The sequence below is a fragment of the Ferrovibrio sp. MS7 genome, assembly GCF_038404985.1.
Classification (GTDB): domain Bacteria; phylum Pseudomonadota; class Alphaproteobacteria; order Ferrovibrionales; family Ferrovibrionaceae; genus Ferrovibrio; species Ferrovibrio plantarum.
Genome location: NZ_JBBKBA010000001.1, coordinates 2,135,010 through 2,161,913 on the forward strand (window position 1 = coordinate 2,135,010; position 26,904 = coordinate 2,161,913).

Sequence of the window (26,904 nt, forward strand, 5' to 3'; positions counted from 1 at the left end):
CATGAAAATGGAAAGCATCGACAAAGCGGCCCTCACGTATGAGGGCCGCGACTGGCGCGTCACCCTGCTGCCGAAACTGACGGCAGGCGCCAAGCATATCGCCGCACGCGTGTTGCCGCCGGTGCTGTTCCTCGCGCTGCTGCTCGGCATCTGGCAGATCGCCTGCTCCTCGCCCGGCGCCACCTTGCCGCCGCCGACCAAGGTGCTGGACGAAACCTGGATGCTGATCGTCGATCCGTTCTTCGACAAGGGCAACCTGGACAAGGGCCTGTTCTGGCATATTGCCTCCAGCCTCAAGCGCGTCGCCATCGGTTTCTCGCTGGCCGCCGTGATTGGCATCGCGCTTGGTGTGCTGATCGGCCAGTCGACCCTGGCTTTCCGCGGCCTCGATCCGATCTTCCAGGTACTGCGCACGGTGCCGCCGCTGGCCTGGCTGCCGCTGTCGCTGGCGGCTTTCCGCCATGCCGATCCGTCGGCAATCTTCGTTATCGCCATCACCGCGATCTGGCCGATCATCCTCAACACCGCCGTCGGTATCCGCAATATTCCGCAGGATTACTGCAATGTCGCCAAGGTGCTGCAACTCAATGGCTTCGAGTTCTTCTTCAAGGTGATGCTGCCGGCGACCGTGCCGTTCATGTTCACTGGCCTCAAGATCGGCATCGGCCTGTCCTGGCTCGCCATCGTTGCCGCTGAAATGCTGATTGGCGGCGTCGGTATCGGCTTCTTCATCTGGGATGCCTGGAACTCCTCGCTGATCAGCGAGATCATCCTGGCGCTCATCTATGTCGGTCTGGTCGGCTTCATGCTCGACCGCCTGATCGGCTTCATCGGCAGCCGCGTCGGCGGCTACTCCCAGCAGTAACGGGGAACACGTATGGCGCCGCGTCCGAAGAAGAGCAAGCGTGCGGCAGTCGCCAATGCGGCGGCTCCCCTCACGATGCGTATCGGCTTCATTGCTCTTTCCGACAGCGCGGCGCTGTTCGTTGCCCAGGAAAAAGGCTTCTTCGCCCAGCACGGCCTGAAAGTCGAACTGGTGCGGGAGCCCTCCTGGGCCAATATCCGCGACAAGGTGGCGCTCGGTGCGCTGGATGCGGCGCATATGCTGGCGCCGATGCCGCTCGCCGCCACGTTGGGCGCCGGCGGTTGGAAGAAGCCGCAGATCACCTCGTTCGTGCTGGCGCTGAACGGCAACGCCGTCACCATTTCCGCCAAGCTGTGGGATCGCCTCGTTGCCATCGAGCCGAGCTTGCAGCATAGCCGGGCCGAAAGCGCCAATGCGTTGCGCCGTCTGATCAACCAGGACCGCAAGGCCGGCAAGCCGCCGCTCACCTTCGCCACCGTGTGGCCGTATTCTTCGCACCAGATCCAGCTCCGCTACTGGCTCGCTGCCGCCGGTATCGATCCGGACCGCGATGTCAACCTGGTGGTGGTGCCGCCGCCGCAGATGACCGACCGCCTCGGTGCCGGCGAGATCGACGGCTTCTGCGTCGGCGATCCCTGGAACACCCTGGCCGTGCTGCGTGGCGTCGGCCGCATCCTGATTTCCGGCTACGAGATCTGGAACAACCGCATGGAAAAGGTGGTTGGCGCCAACCGCGATTGGGTCGAGCGCAATCCCAATGCGCATAAGGCCATGCTGATGGCGCTGATCGAGGCCGGCGAATGGCTGGATAAGCCGGAGAACCGGCTTGAGGGCGTCGATATCATGGCGCGCGATGCCTATGTCGGCAGCCATGCGGCGGAAGCCATCCGGCTCGGCATGCTCGGCATCGTGCGCTATGGCCTCGATACCAATCCGGAGCATATGCCGGATTTCCATGTCTTCAGCCGCTACACGGCGAATTTCCCCTGGCGTAGCCAGGCGGAATGGTATTTGAGCGAAATGCGGCGCTGGAATCTGATCGATCCGGCCACCGATATCGCGGCGCTGGCCGATCAGGTCTACCGCACCGATCTCTACCGCGAAGCCGCCGCCGCGCTGGACAAGCCTTTCCCGCTGATCGACCGCAAGCCGGAAGGCCTGCATGCCGGCCCCTGGCAGCTCGCTCAGGCCAGTGCCCCGATCCCGATGGGGCCGGATCTCTTCTTCGATGGCAGCTATGTCTCCTCGGCGCGTTCCCAGGCTATCGGCCTGCGCCGCGAGGCCGATGCTGCCGCCAATGCCTCTCCCCGCCGTTTGCCGGCCAACCGCTGACAGGAGTTGCCCCATGTCCACTTATCTTGCCTTCGACGATGTCGGCATGAGCTTCAAGGGTGCCAACGGAACCTTCGTGGCGTTGCGCGAGATCAACCTGCAGATCAAGCAGGGTGAATTCGTTGCGCTGATCGGCCATTCCGGCTGCGGCAAGTCGACCCTGCTCAATATCGTTGCCGGCCTGTTGCGCGCCACCACGGGCGGTGTGCTGCTGCAGGGCAAGGAAGTGAACGATCCCGGTCCGGATCGCGCCGTGGTGTTTCAGAACCATTCGCTGCTGCCCTGGCTGACGGTCTACGACAATGTCCGCCTGGCAGTGGACAAGGTGCACCGCAAGGCCAAGTCGGCGGCGGAGCGCGATGAATGGACCAAGCATAATCTCGCCCTGGTCGGCATGGATCATGCGCTGGAGAAGCGGCCGCATGAAATCTCCGGCGGCATGAAGCAGCGCGTCGGCATCGCCCGCGCGCTGGCCATGGAGCCGAAGGTGCTGCTGCTGGACGAACCCTTTGGCGCGCTTGATGCGCTCACCCGCGCGACGTTGCAAGATACGGTCATGGAGTTGCAGGCAAAGCTGCAGAACACCGTGATCATGATCACCCATGATGTGGATGAAGCCGTGCTGCTGTCCGACCGCGTGGTGATGATGACAAACGGCCCGGCGGCAACCATCGGCGAGGTGCTGAATGTCAACCTGCCGCGTCCGCGCAATCGCCTCGCCATGGTCAGCGACCCGGAATACAACCGCTGCCGCAAGGAGATCATGAACTTCCTCTATGCCCGGCATCGTGCGCCGGCCACGCATGCGGCCTGAGGCCAGGGCGATGACGGGGAATTCAAAACCGGAGCGGCTGGTCATCATCGGCAACGGCATGGCGCCGGGCCGCATGCTGGAGAATCTGTTCGAGAAGGCGCCGGGCCGCTACGCGGTCACCATTTTCAACGCCGAACCGCGCGTGAATTACGACCGCATCATGCTGTCGCCGGTGCTCTCGGGCGAGAAGACCTATGAGCAGATCGTGATTCATGGCGATGGCTGGTATATCCAGAACGGCGTCACCCTGCATAAGGGCACGCGCGTTACCAGTATTGATCCGGCTGCCAAAACGATCAGCACCGATAACGGCCTTGTCGAATCCTACGACAAGCTTGTGATCGCCACCGGTTCGGTGCCGTTCATCATTCCGGTGCCGGGCCACAAGCTGCCCGGTGTGCTGAGCTACCGCGATCTCGACGATGTCGATGCCATGATCCTGGCCGCCAAGGCGCGCGGCAAGGCCGTGGTGATCGGCGGCGGCCTGCTGGGCCTGGAGGCCGCGGCGGGTCTGGCCGAGCAGGGCATGCAGGTCAGCGTGGTGCATCTGATGCCGACGCTGATGGAGCGGCAACTCGATCAATCCGCTGGCTACCTGTTGAAGAAAGCCATCGAGGCGCGCGGCATCACCGTGCATACCGGCGCCAATACCAAGGCCATTCTCGGCGAAAAGAAGGTCGAGGGCGTGGAACTGGAGGACGGCACGGTGCTGCCGGCCGATCTGGTGGTGATGGCGGTGGGCATCCGGCCGAATGGCACCCTGGCCAAGGAAGCCGGGCTGACCGTCAATCGCGGCATCGTGGTGGACGACCAGATGCGCACGTCGGATCCGCATATCTTTGCGCTTGGCGAATGCGTCGAGCATCGCGGCGCCACCTATGGCCTGGTCGCGCCGCTCTATGAGATGGCCGGCGTGCTGGCCCGCACGCTGATCGGCGAGGAAGCCGCCTATACCGGCTCGGTCACCGCCACCAAGCTGAAAGTCACCGGCATCAGCCTCTATTCCGCCGGCGATTTCGCCGAGGCCAAGGACCGCGAGGAAATCGTGCTGCGCGATGCCAGCCGTGGCGTCTACAAGCGGCTGGTGCTGAAGGACAGCCGCATCATCGGTGCCGTGCTCTACGGCGATACCGAGGATGGCGCCTGGTTCTTCCAGTTGCTGCGCGAGGGCAAGGATATTGCTGATCTGCGCGAGACGTTGATCTTCGGCCAGGGCTATGCGGGAGGCAGCCCGCTGGACCCTATGGCGGCCGTTGCAGCCTTGCCGGATGAGGCAGAGATCTGCGGCTGTAACGGCGTATGCAAGGGCAAGATCGTCGCAGCGATCACGGAAAAGAACCTGACCAGCCTGGATCAGGTGCGGGCCCATACCAAGGCATCGGCCTCCTGCGGCTCCTGCACCGGTCTGGTGGAAAAGCTGATCGGCTTCACGCTCGGCGATGGCTACCAGCCGGCCACCGTGAAGGCGATGTGCGGCTGCACCGATCTGGGCCATGACGATGTGCGCCGCCTGATCGTCGCCAAGGGCCTCAAGTCGATGCCGGCGGTGATGCAGGAACTGGAATGGAAAACCTCCTGCGGCTGCTCGAAATGCCGTCCGGCACTGAATTTCTACCTGCTCGCCACTTGGCCTGGCGAATATGCCGATGACAGCCAATCGCGTTTCATCAACGAACGCGCCCATGCCAATATCCAGAAGGATGGCACCTATTCGGTGGTGCCGCGCATGTGGGGCGGCGTCACCTCGGCCAAGGAACTGCGTGCCATCGCCGATGTCGCCGAGAAGTACAATATCCCGACGGTGAAGGTGACGGGTGGCCAGCGTATCGACCTGCTCGGCGTGAAGAAGCAAGACCTGCCCGGCGTGTGGGCCGATCTCAATGCCGCCGGTATGGTTTCCGGCCATGCCTATGCCAAGGGCCTGCGCACAGTGAAAACCTGCGTCGGCACCGAGTGGTGCCGTTTCGGCACCCAGGATTCCACCGGCCTCGGCATCAAGCTGGAGAAATACACCTGGGGTTCCTGGACCCCGCACAAGGTGAAGATGGGCGTCTCCGGCTGCCCGCGCAATTGCTCGGAAGCGACGGTGAAGGATATCGGCATCATCTGCGTCGATTCCGGCTATGAGCTGCATATCGCCGGTGCCGCCGGCCTGGAAGTGAAGCAGACCATCCTGTTCTGCAAGCTGGAGAGCGAGGCGGAGGTGCTGGAATATACCGGCGCCCTGATGCAGCTCTATCGCGAGCAGGCGCATTATCTCGACCGTATCCATAAATGGGTGCATCGCGTCGGGCTGGACAGCATCAAGCAGCAGATCATCGAGGATGCGGCGCGGCGGCGCGAACTGAATGCCCGTTTCGTGTTCTCCCAGACCTTCGCGCAGATCGATCCCTGGGCCGAGCGCGTTGCCGGCGCCCAGGCGCATGAATTCAAGCCGATGGCCGATCTCACCGTGCGCGAGGTGGCGTGATGACAATGATGCAGGATGAATGGGTTGAAATTGGCGGCATCGAAGAAATTCCGCGCCGGGGCGCTCGCGTGGTCAAATCGCCGGTGGGCGACATCGCGGTGTTCCGCGCCATGGATGACAGCATCTTCGCGCTGGAAGACCGTTGCCCGCACAAGGGCGGCCCGCTGAGCCAGGGCATTGTGCAGGGTCATGCGGTTAACTGCCCGCTGCACAATTGGCTGATCAGCCTGGAAACCGGCAAGGCCCAGGGTGCCGATGAGGGCTGTGCCCGCACCGTGCCGGTGAAGCTGCAGGGTGGCCGTATCCTGCTTGGCCTTTCCGCGCTTATCTCCCGCGCCGCCTGAGATGACGGAAACCCGCACCACCTGCCCCTATTGCGGCGTCGGGTGCGGCGTGATCGTCACGCGGGACGACACAAACGGCGCGGTGTCGCTGCGTGGCGACCCGGAGCATCCGGCCAATTTCGGTCGCCTCTGCTCCAAAGGCTCGGCGCTCGCCGAAACGCTCAGCCTGGATGACCGGCTGCTGTATCCGGAACTGCACGGCGAACGCATCGGCTGGGATGCGGCCCTGGATCATGCCGCCGCGCGCTTCACCCAGGTGATCGATGAATATGGCCCGGAGGCGGTGGCCTTCTATGTCTCGGGCCAGTTGCTGACGGAGGATTACTACGTCGCCAACAAGCTGATGAAGGGCTATATCGGCTCAGCCAACATCGACACCAATTCGCGGCTCTGCATGGCGTCCGCCGTGGTTGGCCATAAGCGTGCCTTTGGCAGCGACACAGTGCCGGTGAATTACGAGGATCTGGAGCTTGCCGATCTCGTGGTGCTGGTCGGCTCCAATCTTGCCTGGTGCCATCCGGTGCTGTTTCAGCGGCTGGCGGCGGCCAAGGCGGAACGGCCGCAGATGCGCGTGGTGGTGATCGACCCGCGCCGCACCATGACGGCGCAATTCGCCGACCTGCATCTGCCGTTGGCGCCGGGTTCGGATGTCGCGCTGTTCAATGGCCTGCTGGCCTATCTGGAAGCCGATGGCCGGGCCGATGCCGGCTTTCTTGGCGATCATACCGGCGGCGCCGAGGCGGCCCTGAAAGTCGCGCGCGAGGCTGGCATCGATGCGGCGGTCAGCGCCACGGGCTTGAGCCGCGCCATGTTGCTCGATTTCTATACGCTGTTCGCGCGCACCGAGAAGGTGATCACCGGTTTCAGCCAGGGCGTCAACCAGTCCAGCCATGGCGTCGACAAGGTCAATGCGATTCTGAATTGCCATCTCTATACCGGCCGCATCGGCAAGCCAGGGCAGGGGCCATTCTCGATCACCGGCCAGCCCAATGCCATGGGCGGGCGCGAGGTCGGCGGTCTCGCCAACCAGCTTGCCGCGCATATGGAGATAGACAACCCGACGCATCGCGCGCTGGTGCAGGGTTTCTGGCAGTCGCCGGCGATGGCCGCGAAGCAGGGCTTGAAGGCAGTCGATCTGTTCCAGGCGGTGCGCGAGGGCAAGGTGCGGGCGGTGTGGATCGCCGGCACAAATCCAGTCGATTCCATGCCGGATGCCGATGCGGTGCGCGATGCCCTTAAAGCTTGCGATTTCGTCGTGGTCTCCGATGTCACGCGGCACACCGATACGGCGGCGCTGGCACATCTGCTGCTGCCGGCCGCCGCCTGGGGCGAAAAGGACGGCACCGTCACCAATTCCGAACGCCGGGTTTCGCGCCAGCGCGGCTTCCTGTCGCTGCCGGGAGAGGCGAAGCCGGACTGGTGGATCTTCGCCGAGGTGGCACGCCGCATGGGCTGGGGCGCGGCTTTCGCCTATGAGAATGCCGCCAGCATCTTCGCCGAACATGCCGCGCTCTCCGGCCATAATAATGCCGGCAGCCGCGATTTCGACCTGTCGCATTTAAGCGGCATCACGCCGGAAGCCTATGACGCCCTGGCGCCGCTGCAATGGGGGCCGGCGCGGTTTTTCGGCGATGGCCGCTTCTACACGCCCGATGGCCGCGCGCGGCTGCTGCCCACGGTCTATGTGCCGCCGGCCAGCCAGCCGGACGACCGCTATCCGCTGATCCTCAATACTGGCCGGGTGCGCGACCAGTGGCATACCATGACACGCACCGCCAAGACGGCGCGGCTGATGAGTCACATCGCCGAGCCATTCGTCGAGCTGCATCCTGACGACGCGGCGGCGCGCGGCATCGCACCGGCTTCGCTGGTGCGGCTGGAAAGCGAACGCGGCCATGTCATCGCCCGTGCCCTGGTGACGCCGGAGCAGCAGCGCGGCTCGGTCTTCGTGCCGCTGCACTGGACCGATCAGTTGGCGTCGCGCGGCCGCGTCGATGCCCTGATCGCGCCGCATCGCGATGCGCTCTCCGGCCAGCCGGAACTGAAATACACCATCGCCGAAGCCAAGCCGTATCAGGCCGCCTGGTATGGCTTTGCCGTGCTGGCCGAACGGCCGGCGGTGCTGGAGGCGGAATACTGGGCGCTGGCGCCGGCCAAGGCCGGCTGGCGTGTCGAACTCGCCGATGCCGCCCTGCCGGATGATTGGGATGCCTATGCGCGCCGCCTGTTCGCGGCTGATGATTTCACGGCGGGCGATGATGTGGAGATGCTGGCCTATCGCGATGTCGCCGGCGGCCGGCATCGTTTCGCGGCCTTCAAGGCGGGCAAGTTGCTTGGTGCGCTGTTCGTGGCGCCGGAACCGGTGGCGGTATCGCGCGCCTGGGCCGCCGAAAGGCTGGAAGAGGAAGCGCAGGACGCCGCCGCGCGGCTGCGGCTGCTGGCTGGCCGCGCCGGTGCCGACCGGCCGGAGCGTGGCGCCATCGTCTGCGCCTGTTTTGAAATCGGCGTCAACCAGATCGTCGCGGCTATCGGGCAAGGCTGTGCCGATGTCGAAGCGGTCGGCGCCGCGCTCAAGGCTGGCACGAATTGCGGCTCCTGCCGCAGCGAAATCCGGAGGCTGATCGATGGCACCCGTATCCAGAAAGCCGGCTGAGGCCGAACCGGCGCGCATCGCGCCGCTGGCCCGCCTGCCGCTGTTCTTCGATCTGCATGGCCGCCGTGCCGTGGTCGTGGGGATGAGCGAGGCGGCGGACTGGAAAGCGGAATTGCTGCAGGCCGCCGGTGCCGACCTGCTGCGACTGGAAAGCTGGCACGCAGCGGATTTCGCCAATGCCGTTCTCGTGGTCGCGGATATCGATGATCTCGACGAAGCCGCCGCCCTGCAAGCTGCCTGCCGCGCGGCCGGCGCGCTTTGCTGCATCATCGACAAGCCGGCTTTCTGCGATGTGCAGTTCGGCGCCATCGTCAACCGTTCGCCGGTGGTGATCGGCATTTCCACCGATGGTGCGGCGCCGGTGCTGGCGCAGGCGATCCGCCGCCGTATCGAAACCGCCTTGCCGCTGGCGCTCGGCGCTTGGGCAGCGGCTGCCAAGGCGATCCGGGGCCGGCTGGCGGCGCTGCTGCCCGACAAGGCGGCGCGGCGCGGCTTCTGGGAACGCTTCGCCGATCACGCCTTCAATCGCCCCGCCGAGGAAGCGCAGGCGGAAAGCCTGCTGGCCTTGGCCGATCCGGCTGGCCGCGTCATGGGCGAGGTCGCCCTGGTTGGTGCCGGGCCGGGCGATGCCGAATTGCTCACGCTCAAGGCGATGCGCGCGCTGCAGTCTGCCGATGTGATCCTGTTCGACGATCTGGTTTCCGACGATGTGCTGGAGCTGGCGCGGCGCGAAGCGAAGCGGATGATGGTGGGAAAGCGCGGCAAGCGGGCCTCCTGCAAGCAGGACGATATCAACGCGCTGATGATCAAGCTGGCCCGCCAGGGCAAACGCGTGGTGCGGCTGAAATCCGGCGACCCGATGATTTTCGGCCGCGCCGGCGAGGAGATCGAGGCATTGCAGGCTGCCGGCATCAGCGTGCGCGTGGTGCCGGGCATCACCACGGCGCTGGCGGCGGCGTCCGAGCTTGGCGTGTCGCTGACCCATCGGCAGGCGGCGCATTCGGTGCGTTTCGTCACCGGCCATTCACGCCAGGGCAGCCTGCCCGAAGGCCTCGACTGGCGCGGCCTCGCCGACCCGGAAACCACGCTGATCTTCTACATGGGCGGTCGCACCGCACCGGAGATCGCGGCAAAGCTGATCGCCGAAGGCATGCCGGCAGACCTGCCGGTGGTGGCGCTCAGCAATGTGTCGCGCCCCGATGCGCGCCGCTGGTGCGGTCGCCTGGACGATCTGCATCAGGGCTTGGACATGAACGATGGCGCGCCGCTGCTGCTCGGCATTGGCGCGGTATTCAAGGGGGCGCGAACCAGCGCGTTACCTGCCGATCCGGCAGCACAGCCAGCAGCTTCGCCAGCGCAGCCACGATCAGCAGCGTAAGCAGCAGGCGGCCGACCAGGATCACCATCAGGTCGCCGCCCATCGCCAGCATCAGCAACGTGTCCTCGATCAGGCCATGGCTCAGCGACAGCCAGGCTAATGCCAGGAAGCGCGGGCGCGGCGGAATATTCTGCTCGCGCGCCTGTTCGATGATCAGGCCGCCGCCATAGGTGAGGCCCAGCAGCACGCCGACAGTGGTGACCGGTGCCGCCTGGGCATCGAGGCCAGAGACGCGCAGCAGCGGCTCCAGCATGCGGGTGATGCGTTGGGTAATACCGCTGCGGTCGAGCAGGTCGAGCAGCAGCAGCAATAGCAGGATGATGGCGAAGATCAGCGCGAAGCTCTGCACTGTACCCCAGGTCCAGGCGAGCCAGCCGGCCTCTCCATCGCCGCCGCTGCTGGCGATGCGCGAGAGATCGGCGGGCTCGGCGAGCCAGCCGGTAGCGTTTGAGACCGCGACAATCGCCCAGCCATAGGCGAGGCCCGTGCCGATCCGCAGCAACGTCGTGAGCCAGAAGCTGGCACCAGCGCGGCGCACGATGGCCTGCTCGACGGGCAGCGAATGGGCGAACAGCATCATGGCGGCGAGGGCGGAGAGCTGCGCCACGCTTACCTGCATATGACCGGCAAGGCCGACCAGGGCACCGACACCGCCATACATGCCGACCAGCGCGGTTGTCACCCAGACGATGCCGGCTTCCACCGGCAGGCCGACCGCGCGGGTGATCGGGTCCAGGCTCTGCGCCGCGCGCTCGATCAGGCCCAGTTCCTCGGCGACTTTGACGGCCAGCATCACCGGCAGCATCACCTTCACCAGATCGAGGAACAGCCGGCGGCTGCGCCGCAGCATGGTCAGCGTGTAATCAAGCATGGCCGTCAGCGCACCGTAGCCATGGGGAAAACCAGTGTGGCGGTGGTGCCTTCGCCCTTGCGGCTTTCGATTTCGAGCCGCCCGCCATGCAGTTCGATCAGCGATTTCACCAGCGGCAGGCCAAGCCCGGTGCCGGCCTGGCCACGGCTGAGCGGGCCGCTGCGGGCACCGTCATATACCTGGCCGAAAGGTTCGAGCGCGATCTTGATATCGCCCGGCGCCATGCCGATGCCGCTATCGGCAACACTGATGCGGATCTGTCCCGGCTGCGCCTGGGCGGCAAGATGGATGCGGCCGCCGGAGGGGGTGAATTTCACCGCGTTGCTCAGCAGGTTGAGCAGCATCTGACGCAGCATGCGCTCATCCGCCAGCAGCAGCGGCAAGGTCTGCGGCACTTCCGAACTCAAGGTAACGCCGGCCTTGGCTGCATCAGGACGGATCAGATCAAGGCAATCGGCCACGGCATTGTCGATTTCGAGCGGCGAGGGATGCGGCTCCATCTTGCCAGCTTCGATCTTGGCGAGGTCGAGCACATCGTTGATGAGTTGCAGCAGATGCCGGCCGGATTTGTGGATATCCTCGACATAGGATTGCTGCTTCTCGTTCAGCTCGCCGAAATAGCGCGCCGCCAGCATTTCGGAAAAGCCGATGATGGCATTCAGCGGCGTGCGGAATTCGTGGCTCATATTGGCCAGGAAGGTACTCTTGGCGCGGTTCGCCACTTCCGCCATTTCCTTGGCGCGGCGCAGTTCGCGCTCGGCGCGGCGGCGCTCGTCCACTTCGCGGGTCAAGGCTTCGGTGCGCTCGCCCACGCGGCGCTCCAGGCTTTCCGCCACATCGCGCAACTGGTCCTGGGCGCGGCGCAGTTCGGTGATATCGGAATAGGTGGTGACGAAGCCGATGCCCGGTACCGGCGTGCCGATTACCTCGACGACGCGGCCATCGGGCCGCACGCGCTGCAGCCGATGCGCCTCGAAACGCTGTGCCAGTTGCATCCGCTGCGCCACAAGTTCATCGATATCGCCGGGGCCGTATTCGCCGCGCTCGGCATTGAAGCGGTATTGCGCCGCGATCGGCGTGCCGGGACGCATCAGATCTTCCGGCAGATCGAGAATGTCCATCATCCGCTTGTTGCACAGCACCAGATCCAGGTTCTGGTCGAAAAGGGAAATGCCGTGGCTCATGTTGCTGACGATGACGTCCAGCATGCGGTTCTTGCGCAGCAATTCGGCCTCGCGCAACGCCAGATCCTGGGTGCGGCGGACGACCGTGTTTTCCAGTTCGTCGCGGGCCTGGCGCAGCGCATCCTCGGCGCGGCGGCGCTCGGTAATGTCGGTATAGGTGGTAACCCAGCCGCCGCCGGGCAGCGGCGTGCCGCGGATATCCAGCACGGTGCCGTTGGTGCGCGCGCGTTCCAGCCGGTGCGGCAGGAAACGCAACGCCAGTGCGACGCGCTCCTGAACCATCTGTTCCACATCACCGGGGCCGTATTCGCCGCGTTCGGCATTGAAGCGATAGATCGCATCTACGGGTGTACCGGGGCGGCAGAGTTCATCCGGGAAGTCGTAGAGTTCGGCATAGCGTCGGTTGCAGGCGACCAGCCGCAGGTCGCGGTCGAAAACGCTAATCCCCTGGTTCAGGTAATCCAGGCCCTGCAACAATAGGTCGGCGTGCCCCACCGGCATGCTCCCGAGACATTTTGACTAGGGTCCGAACCCGTTGGGGATGGCCCGTGACGCTGTGATTTTCTTGCCTGGCTAGGAGAAAAGCCGAAAGCGATGTGGGGCATCGGTGAGGGTTTTCGACAACGCCAGGCAAGAAAATCACAGCGCCCGCAAGGGTTGGTCTGGGAAGGTCGCCGGATGTCGTCGCAAATCTTGCCCGTAGCCCCACTACGCGCTGCGATTTGCTCCTAACCGGCGACCTTCCCAGACCAATCCCGGACCATCCCCAACGGGTTCGGACCCTAGAGTCTATGCCAGCGCCGTTCAGGGCGCCAGTATTCCCCACAGCAGCGGTACGAGCAAAGCGGTGAGCAGGCCGGTGAGGCCGAGCGCAATGCCGGCGAAACTGCCGGCGGCATCGCTGTGCTGGAAGGCGCGTGCGGTGCCGATGCCATGGGCGGAAAGCCCCAGCGCCAGACCGAAGGCGGCATCGTTGCCACGTGCGATTCGGCGCAGCAGCAGCGGTCCGAGCAGGGCGCCGCACAGCCCGGTGAGGATCACCATGGCGGCGGTCAGCGATGGCAGGCCGCCCAGGCTTTCGGCGATGCCCATGGCAATCGGCGCGGTGGCCGATTTCGGCGCCAGCGCGGCGAGCAGGCCCGCATCCAGCCCGAAGGCACGGCCGATCAGGATGGCCGAGCCGGCGGCGACCACGGCACCGACCAGCAATGCCGCCGCCATCGGTGCGGCGGCGCGGCGCACCATGTCGCGATGGCGATAGAGCGGCACGGCCAAGGCCACCGTGGTTGGCCCGAGCAGGAAATGCACGAACTGCGCGCCTTCGAAATAGCGGCTGTAAGGCGTGCCGGTGAGCAGCAGCACCGGGATCAGCAGCGCCACGCTCAAGCCCACCGGGTTGGCCAGCGGCGCATGGTTGCAGCGTTCCGCGAACCAGCTTGCGAAGGCATAGGCGGCGAGCGTCAGGGTCAGCCACAGCAGCGGCTGCGCCGAGAGATAGACCCAGATATCGCCGACGCGGCTCATCGACCCAACACTGCTCATTTGCGTAGCCAGCGCTGCACCAGCACGAACGCACCGGCGGCGGCGAGTATGGCGAGCAGGGTGGAAGCCACCAGGGTCACGGCCAGCGGCAGCAGCCGGGCCTGCAACAATTCCCAATGCTGCACCACGCCGACGCCGGCCGGCACGAACAGCAGCGAAAGATGCTTGAGCAGGAAATCCGCGGCCTGACCGAGTGGCGCCCAGGTAGTGCCGCGCCTCAGCAGCAGGGCGAACAGCAGCGCCATGCCGAGCACCGGCCCCGGTATCGGCAGGCCGAGGGCGCGCACGATCAGTTCGCCGACAAGCTGGCAACCGAGCAACAGGGTAAGGGCAGGAACCATGCGGCAAGCTTAAACGAAAAAAGCCGCCCGGTTGGGCGGCTTTTCCTGCAGCGCAGCTATGCGCGCAATACTGATATACTAGGAGCGGCTGCCTTAGGCAGCGGTGCCTTCGCGCTGGGCGCGCTTGCGGGCCAGCTTGCGGGCGCGGCGGATCGCCTCGGCCTTCTCGCGGGCGCGGCGCTCCGAGGGCTTCTCGTAATGGCCGCGCAGCTTCATCTCACGGAAAATACCTTCGCGCTGCATCTTCTTCTTCAGCGCCTTCAGAGCCTGGTCGACATTGTTGTCACGAACGAGCACTTGCACGTCTGATATTTCCTTTCAGTCGTTTTCCGCCGTCCAAGGCAGAAACTGTAGCTATCAAATTCCGTGGCCGGGGCCGGGGGCACGCCAGCGAGGTTGGGCTTGTACCATGCCCGATTTGCCTTGTGAAGCGGGTTTTACCCCCGGATAGTCGCTTTTTTATGAGGTTTTTTCGCGGTTTACCGGCTAATGCCGGCTTCTGCGGCAGCCTGTCCCTCGCTCCTTGGCCGGCTTTGCCCTAGATTCCGGCCATGGCCATCCTGAAAATCGCCCGCATGGGGCATCCGATTCTGGCCCAGCCGGCCGCCGAGGTTCCCGATCCTCTGGCGCCCGAGGTGCTGCAACTGGTGGACGACATGGTGGAAACCATGTTCGACGCCCCAGGACAGGGCCTGGCGGCGCCGCAGGTGCATGTCGGGCTGCGCGTGGCGGTGTTCATCACCCCGCCCGATGCCGCGGGCAAGCGCGAACTGGTGCGGCTGATCAACCCGACCTGGGAGAAGCTGGACGACGCGCAGGACATGGCCTGGGAAGGCTGCCTCTCGGTGCCGGGCCTGCGCGGTCTGGTACCGCGTTACACCCGCATCCGCTATGCCGGCATCCTGCCCGATGGCGGGCGGCTGGAGCGCGAAGTGGAGGGCTGGCACGCCCGTGTCGTGCAGCATGAATTTGACCATCTCGATGGCATACTCTATCCGCAGCGCATGCAGGATCTGCGCGATCTGGTATTCGAGAGCGAATTGCGCCACCGTCAGGCGCTGAAGCCCGAGGAGCAAGAGGAATGAGCGAGCATCTGGAAACCGAGAAGCGAGCCCTGCTCGACGCGATGTTGCCCAATGTCGCCTTCGATGGCTGGAGCATGGCGGCGCTGAAGGCCGGTGCGGAGTCGATCGGCATGGATGCCGGCCTGGTCAGCCGGGCTTTTCCCGGCGGCGCGCTGGAAGCCCTGGATTTCTGGGTGCGCGAAACCGACCGCGCCATGATCGAAGCCTACGAGGCGCGCGAGGGCGGCGCGCTGAAGATCCGCGAGCGCGTGGCGCTGGCGGTGATGCTGCGTTTCGAACTGGTGGCGCCGCATCGCGAGGCGGTGCGCCGCGCCATGACGCTGGCGATGCAGCCGCATCTGGCGCCGCGTTTTCTCGCGCAGCTTTACCGCACCGTGGATGCGATCTGGTATGCCGCCGGCGACAGGTCGACGGATTTCAACTTCTACACCAAGCGTGCCCTGCTGGCGGGCGTGTATTCCTCGACGCTGCTGGTATGGCTCGACGACAAGAGCGAGGATTTCAGCGTCACCCGTGCCTTTCTGCTGCGCCGCATCGACAACGTGATGCAGATCCAGAAGGCTCGCGGCAAGCTCGAAACCCTGGCCGAGCGCCTGCCGAATCCATTGCGTCTGTTCAAGCGGGCGTAATCTGGCGAGCATAAAAAAAGCCCCGCCGGAGCGGGGCTTTTTCATTCCTGCGGAATGCTTATACCGAAAGGCTCAGCCGCTGGCCGGCCTGGTTCGGGTTGCTCGACGTGTTCACCGCGCCATTGGCGCTGAAGCTGAACGGCACGCCATTCTGATTCTGATCTTCCTGGGCGCGGCCACCGGCCGGCTGCTGGCGATCATTTGCGGCGCCCTGTGCCGCCTGGTTACCCTGGGGCGAACGGATGTCGAGGCGGAAGGCCTGATCGAAGCCGCCGTTATCCTGCTGCTGCTGCACCCGGTTGTCGCGGGTATCGCCGCCGCGTTCCTGCTGTCGGGTCTGGTCGACAATGGTCGGACGCTGCGCCGCTTCAGTGGCGGCATTCACCGAACCCTGATTGACGGCAGAGCCGGTCTGCGCGCCAACCGTGCGGTTGTCGCTGCCCGAGGATTGCTCAGCGGCAGGCTGGGAACGCTGCAGCAGCGATTGCTGCAGCGTGGTGGTCGAAGACGAAGTATCAATGGTTGCCATGATGGGCCCTGATGGCGCGCTGCCTCCATGCCTTCTGGCGGGAGGGCGCTGCCGGCAACCATTCTGGGTCGCCTAACGTGTAATTTCGCCAGAATTATAGCGCGTTGAACGGGAAGAGTCCAAGCCAAGCCGAACTGGCTGCTAAAGCCTTGATTCGCTTATTGCTCTGAGGCCGGCGGCCGCTGGCCGAGGGGGTAGAGGCGGTTGACATGGCCCATCTTGCGGCCGGGTCGGGCTTCGGCCTTGCCGTAGAGATGCAGCTTGGCCATCGGCTCTTTCAGCAGGTCCGGCCAGGCATGTACTTCGTCGCCGATCAGGTTCTGCATCACCGCATCGCAAAGCCGCGCCGGATTGCCCAGCGGCAGCCCGGCTACGGCGCGCACATGCTGCTCGAATTGCGACGTGACGGCGGCATCCATGGTCCAATGGCCGGAATTATGCACGCGCGGCGCCATCTCGTTGACCACGACGCGGCCCTGCACCACGAACATCTCAACCGCCAGCACGCCGACATAATTGAGGCCGACGGCCAGACGGCGCGCCATGGCTTCAGCCTCGGCGGCGAGTGCCGCATCGATGCCGGCCGGCGCATAGCTGCGCCACAGGATGTGATGGCGGTGAATATTCTCCACCGGGCCGAAGCTTGCGACGGCGCCATCCAGGCCGCGCGCCAGCACCATCGAGATTTCCTTCTCGAACGGCACGAAGCCTTCGGCGATCAGCATATCCGAGCGCAGGTCGTTATAGGCGGCTGCGGCCTGTTCGCGCGTATCAATGCGGCGCTGGCCTTTGCCGTCATAGCCCATGCGGCGGGTTTTCAGGATCAGCGGCAGGCCCAGCGCGTCAATCGCGGCATTCAGGTCGGCAAGGCTGCTGACGGCATGAAAGGGCGCGGTGGGCGCGCCATGCTTGTTGGAGAAATCCTTCTCGAACAGGCGGTCCTGGGTGATGCGCAGGGCGGCAACGCCGGGGCGCACCGGCACCAGATCGGCCAGCATCGCCACCGGCTCCACCGGGATATTCTCGAATTCATAGGTCACGACATCGACGGCGCCGGCGAAGCGTTCCAGCGCGGTGCTGTCGGTATAATCGGCGCGGGTGACTTGCGCCGCCACCTGGGCCGCCGGCAGATCGGCTTCCGGGGCAAGGATATGGCAGCGGTAGCCCAGCGGTGCGGCGGCGAGCGCGATCATGCGGCCAAGCTGGCCACCGCCCAGGATGCCGATGGTGCTGCCGGGCGGTAGCGCCGTCACGCTCAGGCCTCGTCGCGCGGTTGCAGCTTCACCGCCTTGGTCTGCTTGGCCCGCCAGGCCTTGAGGCGGACGGCGAGCGCCTCGTCCTGCAGGCTGAGGATCGCCGCCGCCATCAGGCCGGCATTGATCGAGCCGGCGCGGCCGATGGCCAGGCAGCCGACCGGAATGCCGGCCGGCATCTGCTGGATCGAGAGCAGGCTGTCCAGACCCTTCAGCGTCTTGCTTTCCACCGGCACGCCCAGCACCGGCAGATGCGTCATCGCCGCGGCCATGCCGGGCAGATGCGCGGCGCCGCCGGCGCCGGCGATGATCACCTGCAGGCCGCGTTCCGCCGCCGAGGCGGCATAGGCATAGAGGCGGTCCGGCGTGCGATGCGCGGAAACGATGCGGTGTTCGGCGGGAACCTTCAGCTCGCGCAGGATATCGGCGGCATGCACCATGGTGGCCCAGTCAGACTGGCTGCCCATGATGATGCCGACCAGCGGCGCGCGGGTTGCGGCGGTTGTGCTGGTGCGGGTCTTGGTTACAGAAGTCTTACGCGGGCTCGCCATGCCGGTTCCTTCCGGGCGGGTGCTGGAAAGCGGGGGATTATAGGGATGGGGGAACGCCTGTAAAGCTCGGCATCGCTAGGCTTTATTAACAAACTCGGATGCTATAGTGCGGATTGTTCTAAACTAGGCCAGGACCTTCTGCGCATGGTGGCGCGCGCATGACCAGGATCGACGACCGCAGGCCGCTGGGGCCGGCGCCTACAGGGACACCGCAGATCGGCGCGGTGGGCTCGGGTGCGGCTGCGTCGCGGCCGGCTCCCTCGGCGGCGGCTAGCGCCTATGGCGCGGCAGCGGGCGGCACTGCCAATCCGGCTGCCACCGCCACGGTGATGGGGATTCCAGAAACCGAGCTGACGCCCCGGGTGCGCGACGCGGTGATGGCGCTGATGCGCGAAGTCGACCACCTGCGCAACGAACTCAATCGTACCAAGCTGCGGCTCGCTGATCTCGAACGCCTGGCCGACCGCGACACGCTGACGCCGCTCTACAACCGCCGGGCGTTTGTACGCGAACTGAGCCGTGCCATGGCGCATGTCGAGCGCTTCAACCGGCCATCCTGCCTGATCTACTTCGACCTCAACGGCCTGAAGGAGATCAACGACAAATACGGCCATGCCGCCGGCGATGCGGCGCTGATCCAGGTCGGCCAGATCCTGATCGACGCCACCCGGGATACCGATGTGGTGGCGCGGCTGGGTGGCGATGAATACGGCGTCATCCTGGCCGAGACCGATGCGCAGCAGGGGCGCGAGAAGGCGGATCAGTTGGCGGCCGCGATCCAGCGCCGGCCATTGCATTGGGAAGGCAAGGTGCTGCCGCTGGATGCCGCCTATGGCGTCTATCCGCTGAAAGCCGGCGAGGATCCTGGCAGCGCCCTGGCCGCCGCCGACCAGATGATGTACAGCCATAAACTCGCACGGCGCGCAGCGCGCGCTTGAAGCACCAGTCCGGGAGCCGGGAAGCATGAGTAACGAGGCCGCATCCTTGCCGCTCGCCGGCCTGCGTGTCGTGGAATTCTCCCACATGGTGATGGGGCCGACCTGCGGCCTGGTGCTGGCCGATCTCGGCGCCGAGGTGATCAAGATTGAGCCGGTGCCGGAAGGCGATGGCACCCGCCGCCTGGTTGGCGCTGGCGCCGGCTTCTTCGTGATGTTCAATCGCAACAAGCGCAGCTTCGCCATCGACAGCAAAAGCGAGCAGGGCCGCGCCGCCTTGCTCAAGCTGATCGACAGCGCCGATGTGGTGACGGAGAATTTCCGTCCCGGTGCGCTGGAAGCTCAAGGCTTCGGCTACGAAGCGCTGCGGCTGCGCAATCCACGGCTGATCTATTGCTCGCTGAAAGGCTTCCTCGCCGGGCCGTATGAACATCGCACGGCGCTTGATGAAGTGGTGCAGATGATGGGCGGCCTGGCCTATATGACCGGCCCGCCCGGGCGGCCGTTGCGTGCCGGCTCGTCGGTGAACGACATTATGGGCGGCATGTTCGCCGCCATCGCGATTCTGGCCGCCCTGCGCCAGCGCGAAGCCACCGGCTTGGGCCAGTATGTGAAAAGCGGCCTGTTCGAGAACAATATCTTCCTGGTGGCGCAGCACATGGCGCAGTTCGCCGTCACCGGCAAGGCGCCGGCGCCGATGCCGAACCGCATCTCGGCCTGGGGCATTTATGATCTCTTCACCGTGAAGAATGATGAACAGGTTTTCGTCGCGGTGGTGTCTGATACGCAGTGGAAGATTTTCTGCGACGCCTTCGATCTGCCGGATCTCTTTGCCGACAAGACGCTTGCCACCAACAGTCAGCGCGTGGCCGGGCGCGACCGCCTGATTCCGCGCCTGGCGGAAACCTTCGCCGCCTACAGCAAGGCTGAGCTATCCGCCAAGCTGGAGCGCCATGGCCTGCCTTTCGCGCCGGTGACGCGGCCGGAGGAATTGTTCGACGACCCGCATCTCAACCAGTCCGGCGGCCTGCTGGAGATGACATTGCCCGATGGCCGCGTTACCAGGCTGCCGGGATTGCCGGTTGAAATGGGCGAGGGCCGCCTGCCTTTGCGCCGGTCGCCGCCGCAGATCGGCGAGGATGGGGCAGCACTGCTTGCCGAACTCGGTTATAGCCGCGAGGAGATCGCGGCGCTGGCGGCGCAGGGCGTGGTGCGGCTGGCGGATTAGTCGAGCACCAGCTCGCTCTTGGCGTTGATATCGAACGGGATCGAGATCACGAAGCGTCCGTTCACCGGCACGGTGAGGCGGCGATAGGTAGTGATGGCGGAGCTGATCCGGTGCAGCATCGGGCGGTCGCGCTGCAGCAGTTCGCGCGCCTGGCGATGCAGCAGCGCGCCATAGGCCTGATCGCTCAGATGCCGCACATCGCGGCCGAACACATCCGGCCCCAGCCGCATCGGCAGCTTGGCGCCGACATGCACCGGCATCACCGCATCATCGGCGCGCAGCAGGATGCTGCAGTTTTCCAGCAGGCCCTGCGCGGCCAGCAGTACCGCCGGCTGGCGTATTTCGGCCCGCAGGGCCTGGGCGATCTCGGTGTATTGCGCCGGCAGTGATTGCAGCGGCAATTCTTCCGCCTGCCAGGCGGCGCTGCTGGAATCCGTGCGCATCTCATCCAGCAGGCCGGGCAGGCCCTGGCGGGCGAAGAAACTGTCCAGGATCACCGCATCCTCAAGCGTGACGCGGTTCACCCCGCGCAGCCAGGCACGCACGGTTGTAGGGTCACGGTTGATGGATTGGGCCAGGTTGGCGAGTGACAGGCTCAAGAGGTTACAACGCCCCTGAACTCCAGTTCGCAGTTTCTCTGCGACGATTTTGCGCATGCTTGTCGGCCCATTCTGTCTCGGGGAGCATTCTGTCCCCTTTTTGTGTGGTATAGTTAACCGCAATCTGGGGATGTATGCCAGCGAGTAGTCATCTCGCCATCATTTTTTCTGCTAATAAGGGGCAGAAAAAAACCGCTCCAATCCTATCCAGGGATGTTGTTGCAGGCGCTGGCTGCGGTTCTGACGAGATGCAGGATGCTGGCGCGCAGCGCGCCATCCCGGATGCGGCCGAAATGCTGCAGCAGTTCCACCGCCTGGCGGTGGCTGTTGCCGGCATCATCCTGACGGCCATCCAGCATCGCCGCCACTTCGGCAAAGCCGGGCACGCTGGTCGGCGCCAGCGGTTCGGGCGTCCGCAGCGGGAAAGCCGCGCCATTGCTGCCAAGTGCGGCATTGGCGGCCTGGCCGTCATTCAACTGCTCGAAGAAATAGCCCGGCGGTACATTCAGCAGTTGGGCGAATTGCTGCAACCGGCTGGCACCGATGCGGTTCATGCCCTTCTCGTATTTCTGGATCTGCTGGAAGGTGAGGCCGACATGGTTGCCGAGCCGGCTCTGACTGAAACCGGCGAGCAGCCGGGCGGCGCGCAGACGTTTGCCAACATGGACATCCATCGGGTGCGGCACGCCAGAAGACTTACGTTTCATGCGGGCTTCTTCCTTGTCCGACTGGCCCGGCTAGCAAGCCGCGCGGGCATACGACGCTAATCATCGCGACCTTCACGGAACTTTCCCACGAAGTGTGGGGCACATTTGGGGAAACTTCCTCTCCCGGTGATAGTTGAGTGTCGCGATATACTTACTATTGATAAGTATTAATCACGTTTATCTCGGTTTGCTTAGAATGCAAGTCGTATTGCTCAACTAGAACAAACTTTTCCAGGATAATATTTCCTTAAAATACATATCAAATACTTATATATCCTTTTTGGATATGTTGCCCTAAGGGTATGATTTAACATGCCCTGTGGCTTTTGCCGGGCACTGAACGAGCAAAAAACCGAGACGAATCAGCGGTAGCGGTGTTCCAGTATGTGCAACAAGGCACGCAGCCCCATGGCCTCGCCACCAACCGGCCGGCCAGGGCGCGGACGCGCTGTCCAGGCATAGACGTCGAGATGCGCCCAGGCCTTGGTGTTGCTGATGAAATCCCGCAGGAATAGCGCGGCGGTGATCGAGCCGGCGAAGGGCGTGTCGCCGGCATTGTTGATGTCGGCCACCTTGCTGTCGAGATAGTCGCGATACGGGCTGTGCAATGGCAGCCGCCAGAACGGATCATTGGTGACGCGGCCTGCCGCCAGCAGCGCATCGGCCAGCGCGTCATCTGGGCTGAACAGGGCCGGCAGGTCCGGGCCCAGCGCCACACGTGCGGCACCGGTAAGCGTCGCCGCATCCAGCAGCAAGGCCGGCTTCTCGCTGTCGGCTTCGGCCAGGGCATCGGCCAGGATCAGGCGGCCTTCGGCATCGGTGTTGCCGATCTCGACAGTGAGGCCCTTGCGGCTCTTGCAGACATCGCCGGGGCGGAAGGCATCGGCGGAAATCGCATTCTCCACCGCCGGGATCAGCAGCCGCAGCCGGATCGGCAGCTTCAACGCCATGATCGCCTGGGCGAGGCCAAGCATGATCGCGGCGCCGCCCATATCCTTCTTCATCATCAGCATGCCCGATGGCGGCTTGATATCCAGGCCACCGCTATCGAAGCACACGCCCTTGCCGACCAGAGTCACCTTCGGCGCCTTCGGATTGCCCCAGGTGATGTCGATCAGCCGCGGCTGGCGATGCGCGGCTGCGGCACGGCCCACCATATGCACCAGTGGATAATTCTGCTTCAGCAACTGCTCGCCGACGATGACGCGGCATTGCGCCTTGAAGCGCTTGGCCACGGCCTGCGCGGCGACGGCGAGTTCAGCGGGCCCGAGATCGTTGCTCGGCGTGGTGATCAGGTCGCGCGCCAGCGCGATGGCTTCATAGATCGCCTGCACCCGGGCCTTGTTCGCGGCCCTAGGCAAGGCCAGCCGCGCCAGCGGCTTGGCTGAAGGCTTGCGGTAGCGGTCGAAGCGGTAGCCGGCCAATGCCCAGCCGAGCGCCGCATCGTCGGCATCGTGGGGCTGGAAATCCAGGCGGTAATCGCCTTCCGGCAAGGCGGCTGCAAGGGCGGCATAGCTCCACAGGTCCGGCTGCTCCGGCAGGCCGGCGAGCACGGCGCGCGGCTGGCCGGCGGCATCGGGCAGCAGCAGCACCTGGCCGGGCTTGGCGGCAAAGCCCTGGGCTTCGGCCCAGCTTCGGGTGGCAGCGGGTTCGCGGCGGCTGTCCTTGCTCCAGGCGGCGGCGGTGAAGCCACGGATCGGCAGCGCTTTGGCGCTGGTCTCGGCAAAGGGCAGCTTCAAGGCGGACAGCTTCACGGCAGGCTCCAGGTTGGCAGCGGGGGTACAAGCGTTTTATAAGCCGGGCGGGAACGCGGCAAAAGGCGGAGACGCAGCACAATGACCAGCCTCATCCTGGTGATCGGCAACAAGAACCACTCTTCCTGGAGCCTGCGGCCCTGGCTGGCGCTGAAGGCGGCCGGCCTGGCCTTCGAGGAACGCCTGATCGGCCTGCGCCGGCCGGAAACCAAGGCGGAGATCCTGCGCTATTCGCCGTCGGGCAAGCTGCCGCTGCTGATTGACGGCGCCTTGAGCGTCTGGGACTCGCTGGCGATCTGCGAATATGTCGCCGAGCGCGCGCCGCAGGCCGGGCTGTGGCCAGAGGCCGCCGATGCCCGCGCCGTAGCCCGCGCGGTGGCGGCGGAAATGCATTCCGGCTTCATGCCGCTGCGGCGCGACTACAGCATGGATATCTCCCGCCGCTTTCCCGACCAGGGTTCGCCGGAAGCCAAGGCCGATGCGCTGCGGGTGCAGGAAATCTGGCGCGACTGCCGCGCCCGCTTCGGCCAGAGCCGGGGCGACTTCCTGTTCGGCGGCTTCGGCATCGCCGATTGCATGTATGCGCCGGTGGTAACGCGCTTCCGCACCTATGGCCTCGCGCTCGATCCGGTGAGCCAGGCCTATTGCGATGCGGTGATGGCGCATCCGGCGATGCGCGAATGGTGCCAGGCGGCGGAACAGGAAACGCCGCTCGAGAATACGAACTAATCTAACTGAGCAGGCCGGCTTCGCGGTAATACCGCTCGGCGCCGAAATGCAGCGGTGTCGAGAGGCCGCTTAACGCGCTGTCGCGGCGGATCTGCTGCGCCTTCACATGGCCGCCATCCAGGATCTTGCGGCTGGCCGGTTGCCACAATGCCGAGACGATATCGTAGACCAGCCCGGCATCGGCGGATTCCGCCACTACCCATTGCATGCCGATGCTCAGCGTTTCCGTTTCCGGCACGCCGGCATAGGAATTGGCCGGGATCACCTCGCGGCTGAAAAAGCGGTGCCGCTTCAACGCGGCCTCGATCGCGCGGGCGGCCAGCGGCACCACGGTGGCGCCCTGCTTCTCGGTGAGATCGGCAACGATCTGCGCCGGATAGGCGGCGATGACGAAGAAGGCGTCGATCTCGCCGCGCGTCAGCCGGTCGCTGGCTTCGCCGGGATCGAGTTCGGCGACCTTGATCTGGCTCAGCCTCACGCCATAGGCATTGAGGATGATCTCGGCGTTGAATCGCGTGCCGGAGCCGGCGCGGTCGATGGAAACCGTCTTGCCCACCAGGTCGCGGATATCCTGGATGCCGCTGCCGCGCCGCGCCACCAGATGCACGGTCTCGGGGTAGAGATTGGCGATCACCCGCAGGTTGGGGAAACGGGTGCGGCGGAAATAGAAGCCTTCGCCGTTATAGGCGGAATAGACTAGGTCGGCCTGGGCGAAGCCGCTTTCGATGGATTCATTGGCGATGGCTGCCAGGTTGGCCACCGAGCCGGCGCTGGTCAGCGCCACGGCGATCAGGCCGGGCACGCCGCAGGAGCCGCCCCGGTCGCACGGTCGGCTGCCGGCCGGATTGGAAATCGCCGAGGCGACCAGGGTGCCGATGGGAAACGCTGTCGCGGCGGCCGAGCCGGTGAGGATGCGGAAAAAGCGCAGGTCGTCGGCAGCCGTGCGCGCGGTTGCCGGGCCAGCCAGGGATAGACTGGAAGCGGCAAGGGCAAGCGGGGAAAGCAGCAGGTCGCGGCGGCGCATGCGCCTTTATAGCCGGATCAGGCGGCGCGGTCGAAACGCAATTTGCCGATCAGGATCAATGTGGCCAGAATCAGCGTGACGGTGTTGGAGAGGATCAGCGCCAGCGAGCCGATCAGCAGGCCATAGGCGAGCCAGAGGAGGAGACCGACCACCATCAGGCTGAACATGCCGAGCGAGACATCGCGGGCGGAGCGGCTGCGCCACACTTTCAGCACCTGCGGCAGATAGGCGGCCGTGGTGAGAAACCCCGCCACCAGGCCAATGATTTCGACCCAGTTGGTAATTTCAACCCACTCGGCGGCAGCCTCGGCAGATGGCATGAAAAGAGGTCAGATGCGGGAGATGAAGGCGTTCTGCAGTTTGGCGATGATACCGCGCAAAGCGGCCGGGTCATAGGCCTTCGGCGCCACCTTGCCCCAGATCGGCTGCGGCCAGGCCGGGTCGTTGTGGAAGCGGCCGATAACATGCACGTGCAACTGAGAGACCTGATTGCCGAGCGCGCCGACATTCATCTTCTGCGGCTCGAACACGCTTTTCAGCACCCGCTGTGCCTGGGCGATCTCGTTGATCAGCAGCTTGCGCTGTTTCTCATTCAGATCGGCGATCTCGACCATGTTTTCCACTGCGGGGACCAGCACCAGCCAGGGATACTGATTGTCGTTCATTAGCTGGACCAGACAGAGCTTCATGCGACAAATCGGCAATGTGTCGCGGCGAAGCTGGTCATGCAGTTGGAACATCAAACTTCTCGCTTTATCGTTGTTTATCGAGTATCGCCTGGGCTGGATAACGCATTTGCGGGGGAAATGTCCATGCCTGTATCGAGTATGCCCGTCCTGCGCGTGCAACCACGCGAAGATCGCCGCATTCGTAGCGGCCATCCTTGGATCTACGCGAACGAACTTGTTCTCGACGCTGCAGCCAAAACGCTACCGCCGGGCGAGATGGTGCGCGTCTACGACGCTCACGGCGGCGGTTTGGGTATCGGTAGTTTCAACCTGCATTCCCTAATTGCCGTGCGATTGTTCGTTAGGCATATGGAGACGCGCATTGACACGCGTTTCCTGTCCGACAAGTTGGCTGCGGCGGAAGCGCGCCGCCGGCCTTTCTTTTCGCAGCCGTTTCACAGGCTGATACATGCCGAAGGCGACGGACTGCCTGGAATCATCATTGATCGCTTCGCCGATTCGTTTGTCGTGCAGGCGAACACTGCCGGTGCCGAGCTGCTCACGCCGCTGCTGCTCGAGGCGCTGCAGGATACCTTCAAGCCGCGCGCCGTGGTGTTGCGCAACGACAGCCCGGTACGACGCCTCGAAGGCCTTGGCGAGACCATCGCGCTTGCCTATGGCAGTCTCGATCCGGCACCTCAGGTGGAGGAGGGCGGCGTGCGTTTCTCGCTCGATCTGCTGGAGGGGCAGAAGACCGGCTGGTATTTCGATCTGCGTTTCGCCCGCGACCTGATCGCCCAACTCGCCGCCGGCGCCCGGGTACTCGACTGCTACTGCCATACCGGTGCCTTCGCGCTCCGCGCGGCCAAGGGCCTGAACGGTGCCGGGGCGGCCAGCGTGCTTGGCGTCGACCGCTCCGAGCTTGCGATCCAGCTTGCCGGCCAGGCGGCGGCGGCGAATGGCCTCGCCGCCACCTGCCGCTTCGAGAAGGCGGATGCCTTTGAAAAACTCGAGAGCCTGAATGCCGCCGGCGAGCGCTTCGACCTTGTTGTCACCGATCCGCCCAACTTCGTCAAAAGCCGCAAGGATCTCGGGCCGGGCAGCCGGGCCTACCGGAAGTTGGCACGGCTGGCGGCTCCACTCGTGACACCAGGTGGCTTCTGGTTCGTTGCCTGCTGTGCCCATCTGCTGCCGGGCGAGCTGTTCGCCAAGGAGGTCGCGGCCGGGCTAACTGCTTCCGGACGCGAGGGCAGGCTGCTGGCCCAGGGCGGCGCCGGCCCGGATCATCCGGTGCACCCGCATCTGCCGGAGAGCGCGTATCTCAAGTGGTTGCTCTATCAGGTCGACTAAGTCACCGAAAAATATGCGTAACCAGTTTTTGAAACGCCCGCAAAACAGGCAGTGGAGCGGATGTCACAA

General features: G+C 64.8%; 27 protein-coding genes. 13 read left to right on the top strand and 14 right to left on the bottom strand.

Annotation, left to right across the window (positions count from 1 at the left end):
• Position 1 precedes the first annotated feature (1 nt).
• The 7 genes from ntrB to cysG are packed head-to-tail and all read left to right on the top strand — an operon-like array spanning position 2 to position 9,856.
• Complete coding sequence (gene ntrB / locus V6B08_RS10195) at positions 2-865, top strand: nitrate ABC transporter permease (protein WP_341980313.1); 864 nt, start codon at positions 2-4, stop codon at positions 863-865.
• A gap of 12 nt (positions 866-877) precedes the next feature.
• Positions 878-2,197, top strand: a complete 1,320-nt coding sequence (locus V6B08_RS10200; protein ID WP_341980315.1) for a CmpA/NrtA family ABC transporter substrate-binding protein — start codon at positions 878-880, stop codon at positions 2,195-2,197.
• 13 nt (positions 2,198-2,210) lie between these two features.
• Complete coding sequence (locus tag V6B08_RS10205) at positions 2,211-3,011, top strand: ABC transporter ATP-binding protein (RefSeq protein ID WP_341980317.1); 801 nt, start codon at positions 2,211-2,213, stop codon at positions 3,009-3,011.
• Between the two features lie 10 nt (positions 3,012-3,021).
• Positions 3,022-5,481 (top strand): nitrite reductase large subunit NirB, encoded by a 2,460-nt coding sequence (gene nirB / locus V6B08_RS10210; RefSeq protein WP_341980319.1) that lies wholly within the window; start codon positions 3,022-3,024, stop codon positions 5,479-5,481.
• Positions 5,481-5,825, top strand: a complete 345-nt coding sequence (nirD, locus tag V6B08_RS10215; protein ID WP_440588800.1) for a nitrite reductase small subunit NirD — start codon at positions 5,481-5,483, stop codon at positions 5,823-5,825. Before nirB ends, nirD begins: the two co-directional genes overlap by 1 nt.
• 1 nt (position 5,826) lies before the next feature.
• Positions 5,827-8,478: a nitrate reductase gene (locus V6B08_RS10220; protein ID WP_341980321.1), complete on the top strand. Its 2,652-nt coding sequence runs from the start codon at positions 5,827-5,829 to the stop codon at positions 8,476-8,478.
• Complete coding sequence (gene cysG, locus V6B08_RS10225; RefSeq protein WP_341980323.1) at positions 8,450-9,856, top strand: siroheme synthase CysG; 1,407 nt, start codon at positions 8,450-8,452, stop codon at positions 9,854-9,856. Before V6B08_RS10220 ends, cysG begins: the two co-directional genes overlap by 29 nt.
• Here cysG and V6B08_RS10230 read toward each other — a convergent pair.
• From V6B08_RS10230 to rpsU, 5 genes are all read right to left on the bottom strand, one after another.
• Positions 9,771-10,727 carry a nucleoside recognition domain-containing protein gene (locus V6B08_RS10230; protein ID WP_341980325.1) on the bottom strand — a complete coding sequence of 319 codons (957 nt, stop codon included), beginning with the start codon at positions 10,725-10,727 and terminating at the stop codon, positions 9,771-9,773. The two genes, cysG and V6B08_RS10230, sit on opposite strands and share 86 nt — an antisense overlap.
• 5 nt (positions 10,728-10,732) lie before the next feature.
• A complete protein-coding gene (locus tag V6B08_RS10235; protein ID WP_341980327.1) occupies positions 10,733-12,406 on the bottom strand; it encodes a sensor histidine kinase in 1,674 nt (557 codons plus the stop codon).
• Positions 12,407-12,715: 309 nt separating this feature from the next.
• Entirely contained in the window at positions 12,716-13,453 is a 738-nt protein-coding gene (locus V6B08_RS10240; protein WP_341980329.1) for an LrgB family protein, read from the bottom strand.
• Positions 13,450-13,794 carry a CidA/LrgA family protein gene (locus tag V6B08_RS10245; RefSeq protein WP_341980331.1) on the bottom strand — a complete coding sequence of 115 codons (345 nt, stop codon included), beginning with the start codon at positions 13,792-13,794 and terminating at the stop codon, positions 13,450-13,452. The genes V6B08_RS10240 and V6B08_RS10245 overlap by 4 nt, the downstream gene beginning before the upstream one ends.
• 93 nt (positions 13,795-13,887) lie before the next feature.
• Positions 13,888-14,097, bottom strand: a complete 210-nt coding sequence (gene rpsU, locus V6B08_RS10250) for a 30S ribosomal protein S21 (RefSeq protein ID WP_290979586.1) — start codon at positions 14,095-14,097, stop codon at positions 13,888-13,890.
• A 248-nt stretch (positions 14,098-14,345) separates the two neighbouring features.
• Between rpsU and def the strand changes: the two genes are divergently transcribed.
• Complete coding sequence (gene def / locus V6B08_RS10255; protein ID WP_341980334.1) at positions 14,346-14,879, top strand: peptide deformylase; 534 nt, start codon at positions 14,346-14,348, stop codon at positions 14,877-14,879.
• Positions 14,876-15,508, top strand: coding sequence for a COQ9 family protein (locus V6B08_RS10260; RefSeq protein ID WP_341980337.1), 633 nt, complete (start codon positions 14,876-14,878; stop codon positions 15,506-15,508). Before def ends, V6B08_RS10260 begins: the two co-directional genes overlap by 4 nt.
• Positions 15,509-15,566: 58 nt before the next feature.
• Here V6B08_RS10260 and V6B08_RS10265 read toward each other — a convergent pair whose 3' ends face one another.
• From V6B08_RS10265 to purE, 3 genes are all read right to left on the bottom strand, one after another.
• Complete coding sequence (locus tag V6B08_RS10265; protein WP_341980339.1) at positions 15,567-16,037, bottom strand: hypothetical protein; 471 nt, start codon at positions 16,035-16,037, stop codon at positions 15,567-15,569.
• A gap of 158 nt (positions 16,038-16,195) precedes the next feature.
• Positions 16,196-17,290, bottom strand: coding sequence for a 5-(carboxyamino)imidazole ribonucleotide synthase (locus V6B08_RS10270; protein ID WP_341980340.1), 1,095 nt, complete (start codon positions 17,288-17,290; stop codon positions 16,196-16,198).
• A 2-nt stretch (positions 17,291-17,292) separates the two neighbouring features.
• Positions 17,293-17,841, bottom strand: coding sequence for a 5-(carboxyamino)imidazole ribonucleotide mutase (gene purE, locus V6B08_RS10275; RefSeq protein ID WP_440588801.1), 549 nt, complete (start codon positions 17,839-17,841; stop codon positions 17,293-17,295).
• A 158-nt stretch (positions 17,842-17,999) separates the two neighbouring features.
• Here purE and V6B08_RS10280 point away from each other — a divergent pair, with 158 nt between their 5' ends.
• A complete protein-coding gene (locus V6B08_RS10280; protein ID WP_341980341.1) occupies positions 18,000-18,779 on the top strand; it encodes a GGDEF domain-containing protein in 780 nt (259 codons plus the stop codon).
• A 25-nt stretch (positions 18,780-18,804) separates the two neighbouring features.
• On the top strand, positions 18,805-20,004 hold the full coding sequence (locus V6B08_RS10285; RefSeq protein ID WP_341980343.1) for a CaiB/BaiF CoA transferase family protein: 1,200 nt from the start codon (positions 18,805-18,807) through the stop codon (positions 20,002-20,004).
• On the opposite strand, the gene V6B08_RS10290 is transcribed toward V6B08_RS10285, so the two are convergent.
• From V6B08_RS10290 to V6B08_RS10300, 3 genes are all read right to left on the bottom strand, one after another.
• Positions 20,001-20,603 (bottom strand): hypothetical protein, encoded by a 603-nt coding sequence (locus V6B08_RS10290; protein WP_341980345.1) that lies wholly within the window; start codon positions 20,601-20,603, stop codon positions 20,001-20,003. The two genes, V6B08_RS10285 and V6B08_RS10290, sit on opposite strands and share 4 nt — an antisense overlap.
• 203 nt (positions 20,604-20,806) lie before the next feature.
• Positions 20,807-21,310 carry a helix-turn-helix domain-containing protein gene (locus tag V6B08_RS10295; protein WP_341980347.1) on the bottom strand — a complete coding sequence of 168 codons (504 nt, stop codon included), beginning with the start codon at positions 21,308-21,310 and terminating at the stop codon, positions 20,807-20,809.
• Positions 21,311-21,672: 362 nt separating this feature from the next.
• The gene (locus tag V6B08_RS10300) at positions 21,673-23,064 is read right to left on the bottom strand and encodes a leucyl aminopeptidase family protein (RefSeq protein WP_440588802.1); all 1,392 of its coding nucleotides are present in this window, start codon (positions 23,062-23,064) and stop codon (positions 21,673-21,675) included.
• Positions 23,065-23,145: 81 nt separating this feature from the next.
• On the opposite strand from V6B08_RS10300, the gene V6B08_RS10305 reads away from it, so the two are divergent.
• Positions 23,146-23,793 carry a glutathione S-transferase family protein gene (locus tag V6B08_RS10305; RefSeq protein WP_341980349.1) on the top strand — a complete coding sequence of 216 codons (648 nt, stop codon included), beginning with the start codon at positions 23,146-23,148 and terminating at the stop codon, positions 23,791-23,793.
• Between the two features lies 1 nt (position 23,794).
• On the opposite strand, the gene V6B08_RS10310 is transcribed toward V6B08_RS10305, so the two are convergent.
• From V6B08_RS10310 to V6B08_RS10320, 3 genes are read right to left on the bottom strand one after another with little or no spacing between them, the layout of a single operon-like run.
• Positions 23,795-24,817, bottom strand: coding sequence for a TAXI family TRAP transporter solute-binding subunit (locus V6B08_RS10310; RefSeq protein ID WP_341980350.1), 1,023 nt, complete (start codon positions 24,815-24,817; stop codon positions 23,795-23,797).
• 17 nt (positions 24,818-24,834) lie between these two features.
• Positions 24,835-25,137 (bottom strand): SemiSWEET family sugar transporter, encoded by a 303-nt coding sequence (locus V6B08_RS10315; protein ID WP_341980351.1) that lies wholly within the window; start codon positions 25,135-25,137, stop codon positions 24,835-24,837.
• Between the two features lie 9 nt (positions 25,138-25,146).
• Positions 25,147-25,557 (bottom strand): HIT family protein, encoded by a 411-nt coding sequence (locus V6B08_RS10320; RefSeq protein ID WP_341980352.1) that lies wholly within the window; start codon positions 25,555-25,557, stop codon positions 25,147-25,149.
• Between V6B08_RS10320 and V6B08_RS10325 the strand changes: the two genes are divergently transcribed.
• The gene (locus V6B08_RS10325; RefSeq protein WP_341980353.1) at positions 25,543-26,835 is read left to right on the top strand and encodes a class I SAM-dependent rRNA methyltransferase; all 1,293 of its coding nucleotides are present in this window, start codon (positions 25,543-25,545) and stop codon (positions 26,833-26,835) included. The genes V6B08_RS10320 and V6B08_RS10325 overlap by 15 nt on opposite strands.
• Positions 26,836-26,904 lie beyond the last annotated feature (69 nt).

Bases quoted from the DNA above. Each gene is read 5' to 3' on its own strand.
- ntrB (WP_341980313.1), top strand. From the start codon at position 2: ATGAAAATGGAAAGCATCGACAAAGCGGCCCTCACGTATGAGGGCCGC.
- V6B08_RS10200 (WP_341980315.1), top strand. From the start codon at position 878: ATGGCGCCGCGTCCGAAGAAGAGCAAGCGTGCGGCAGTCGCCAATGCG.
- V6B08_RS10205 (WP_341980317.1), top strand. From the start codon at position 2,211: ATGTCCACTTATCTTGCCTTCGACGATGTCGGCATGAGCTTCAAGGGT.
- nirB (WP_341980319.1), top strand. From the start codon at position 3,022: ATGACGGGGAATTCAAAACCGGAGCGGCTGGTCATCATCGGCAACGGC.
- nirD (WP_440588800.1), top strand. From the start codon at position 5,481: ATGACAATGATGCAGGATGAATGGGTTGAAATTGGCGGCATCGAAGAA.
- V6B08_RS10220 (WP_341980321.1), top strand. From the start codon at position 5,827: ATGACGGAAACCCGCACCACCTGCCCCTATTGCGGCGTCGGGTGCGGC.
- cysG (WP_341980323.1), top strand. From the start codon at position 8,450: ATGGCACCCGTATCCAGAAAGCCGGCTGAGGCCGAACCGGCGCGCATC.
- V6B08_RS10230 (WP_341980325.1), bottom strand. From the start codon at position 10,727: ATGCTTGATTACACGCTGACCATGCTGCGGCGCAGCCGCCGGCTGTTC.
- V6B08_RS10240 (WP_341980329.1), bottom strand. From the start codon at position 13,453: ATGAGCAGTGTTGGGTCGATGAGCCGCGTCGGCGATATCTGGGTCTAT.
- V6B08_RS10245 (WP_341980331.1), bottom strand. From the start codon at position 13,794: ATGGTTCCTGCCCTTACCCTGTTGCTCGGTTGCCAGCTTGTCGGCGAA.
- def (WP_341980334.1), top strand. From the start codon at position 14,346: ATGGCCATCCTGAAAATCGCCCGCATGGGGCATCCGATTCTGGCCCAG.
- V6B08_RS10260 (WP_341980337.1), top strand. From the start codon at position 14,876: ATGAGCGAGCATCTGGAAACCGAGAAGCGAGCCCTGCTCGACGCGATG.
- V6B08_RS10265 (WP_341980339.1), bottom strand. From the start codon at position 16,037: ATGGCAACCATTGATACTTCGTCTTCGACCACCACGCTGCAGCAATCG.
- purE (WP_440588801.1), bottom strand. From the start codon at position 17,841: ATGGCGAGCCCGCGTAAGACTTCTGTAACCAAGACCCGCACCAGCACA.
- V6B08_RS10280 (WP_341980341.1), top strand. From the start codon at position 18,000: ATGACCAGGATCGACGACCGCAGGCCGCTGGGGCCGGCGCCTACAGGG.
- V6B08_RS10285 (WP_341980343.1), top strand. From the start codon at position 18,805: ATGAGTAACGAGGCCGCATCCTTGCCGCTCGCCGGCCTGCGTGTCGTG.
- V6B08_RS10295 (WP_341980347.1), bottom strand. From the start codon at position 21,310: ATGAAACGTAAGTCTTCTGGCGTGCCGCACCCGATGGATGTCCATGTT.
- V6B08_RS10305 (WP_341980349.1), top strand. From the start codon at position 23,146: ATGACCAGCCTCATCCTGGTGATCGGCAACAAGAACCACTCTTCCTGG.
- V6B08_RS10310 (WP_341980350.1), bottom strand. From the start codon at position 24,817: ATGCGCCGCCGCGACCTGCTGCTTTCCCCGCTTGCCCTTGCCGCTTCC.
- V6B08_RS10315 (WP_341980351.1), bottom strand. From the start codon at position 25,137: ATGCCATCTGCCGAGGCTGCCGCCGAGTGGGTTGAAATTACCAACTGG.
- V6B08_RS10325 (WP_341980353.1), top strand. From the start codon at position 25,543: ATGCAGTTGGAACATCAAACTTCTCGCTTTATCGTTGTTTATCGAGTA.
- V6B08_RS10320 (WP_341980352.1), bottom strand. From the start codon at position 25,557: ATGTTCCAACTGCATGACCAGCTTCGCCGCGACACATTGCCGATTTGT.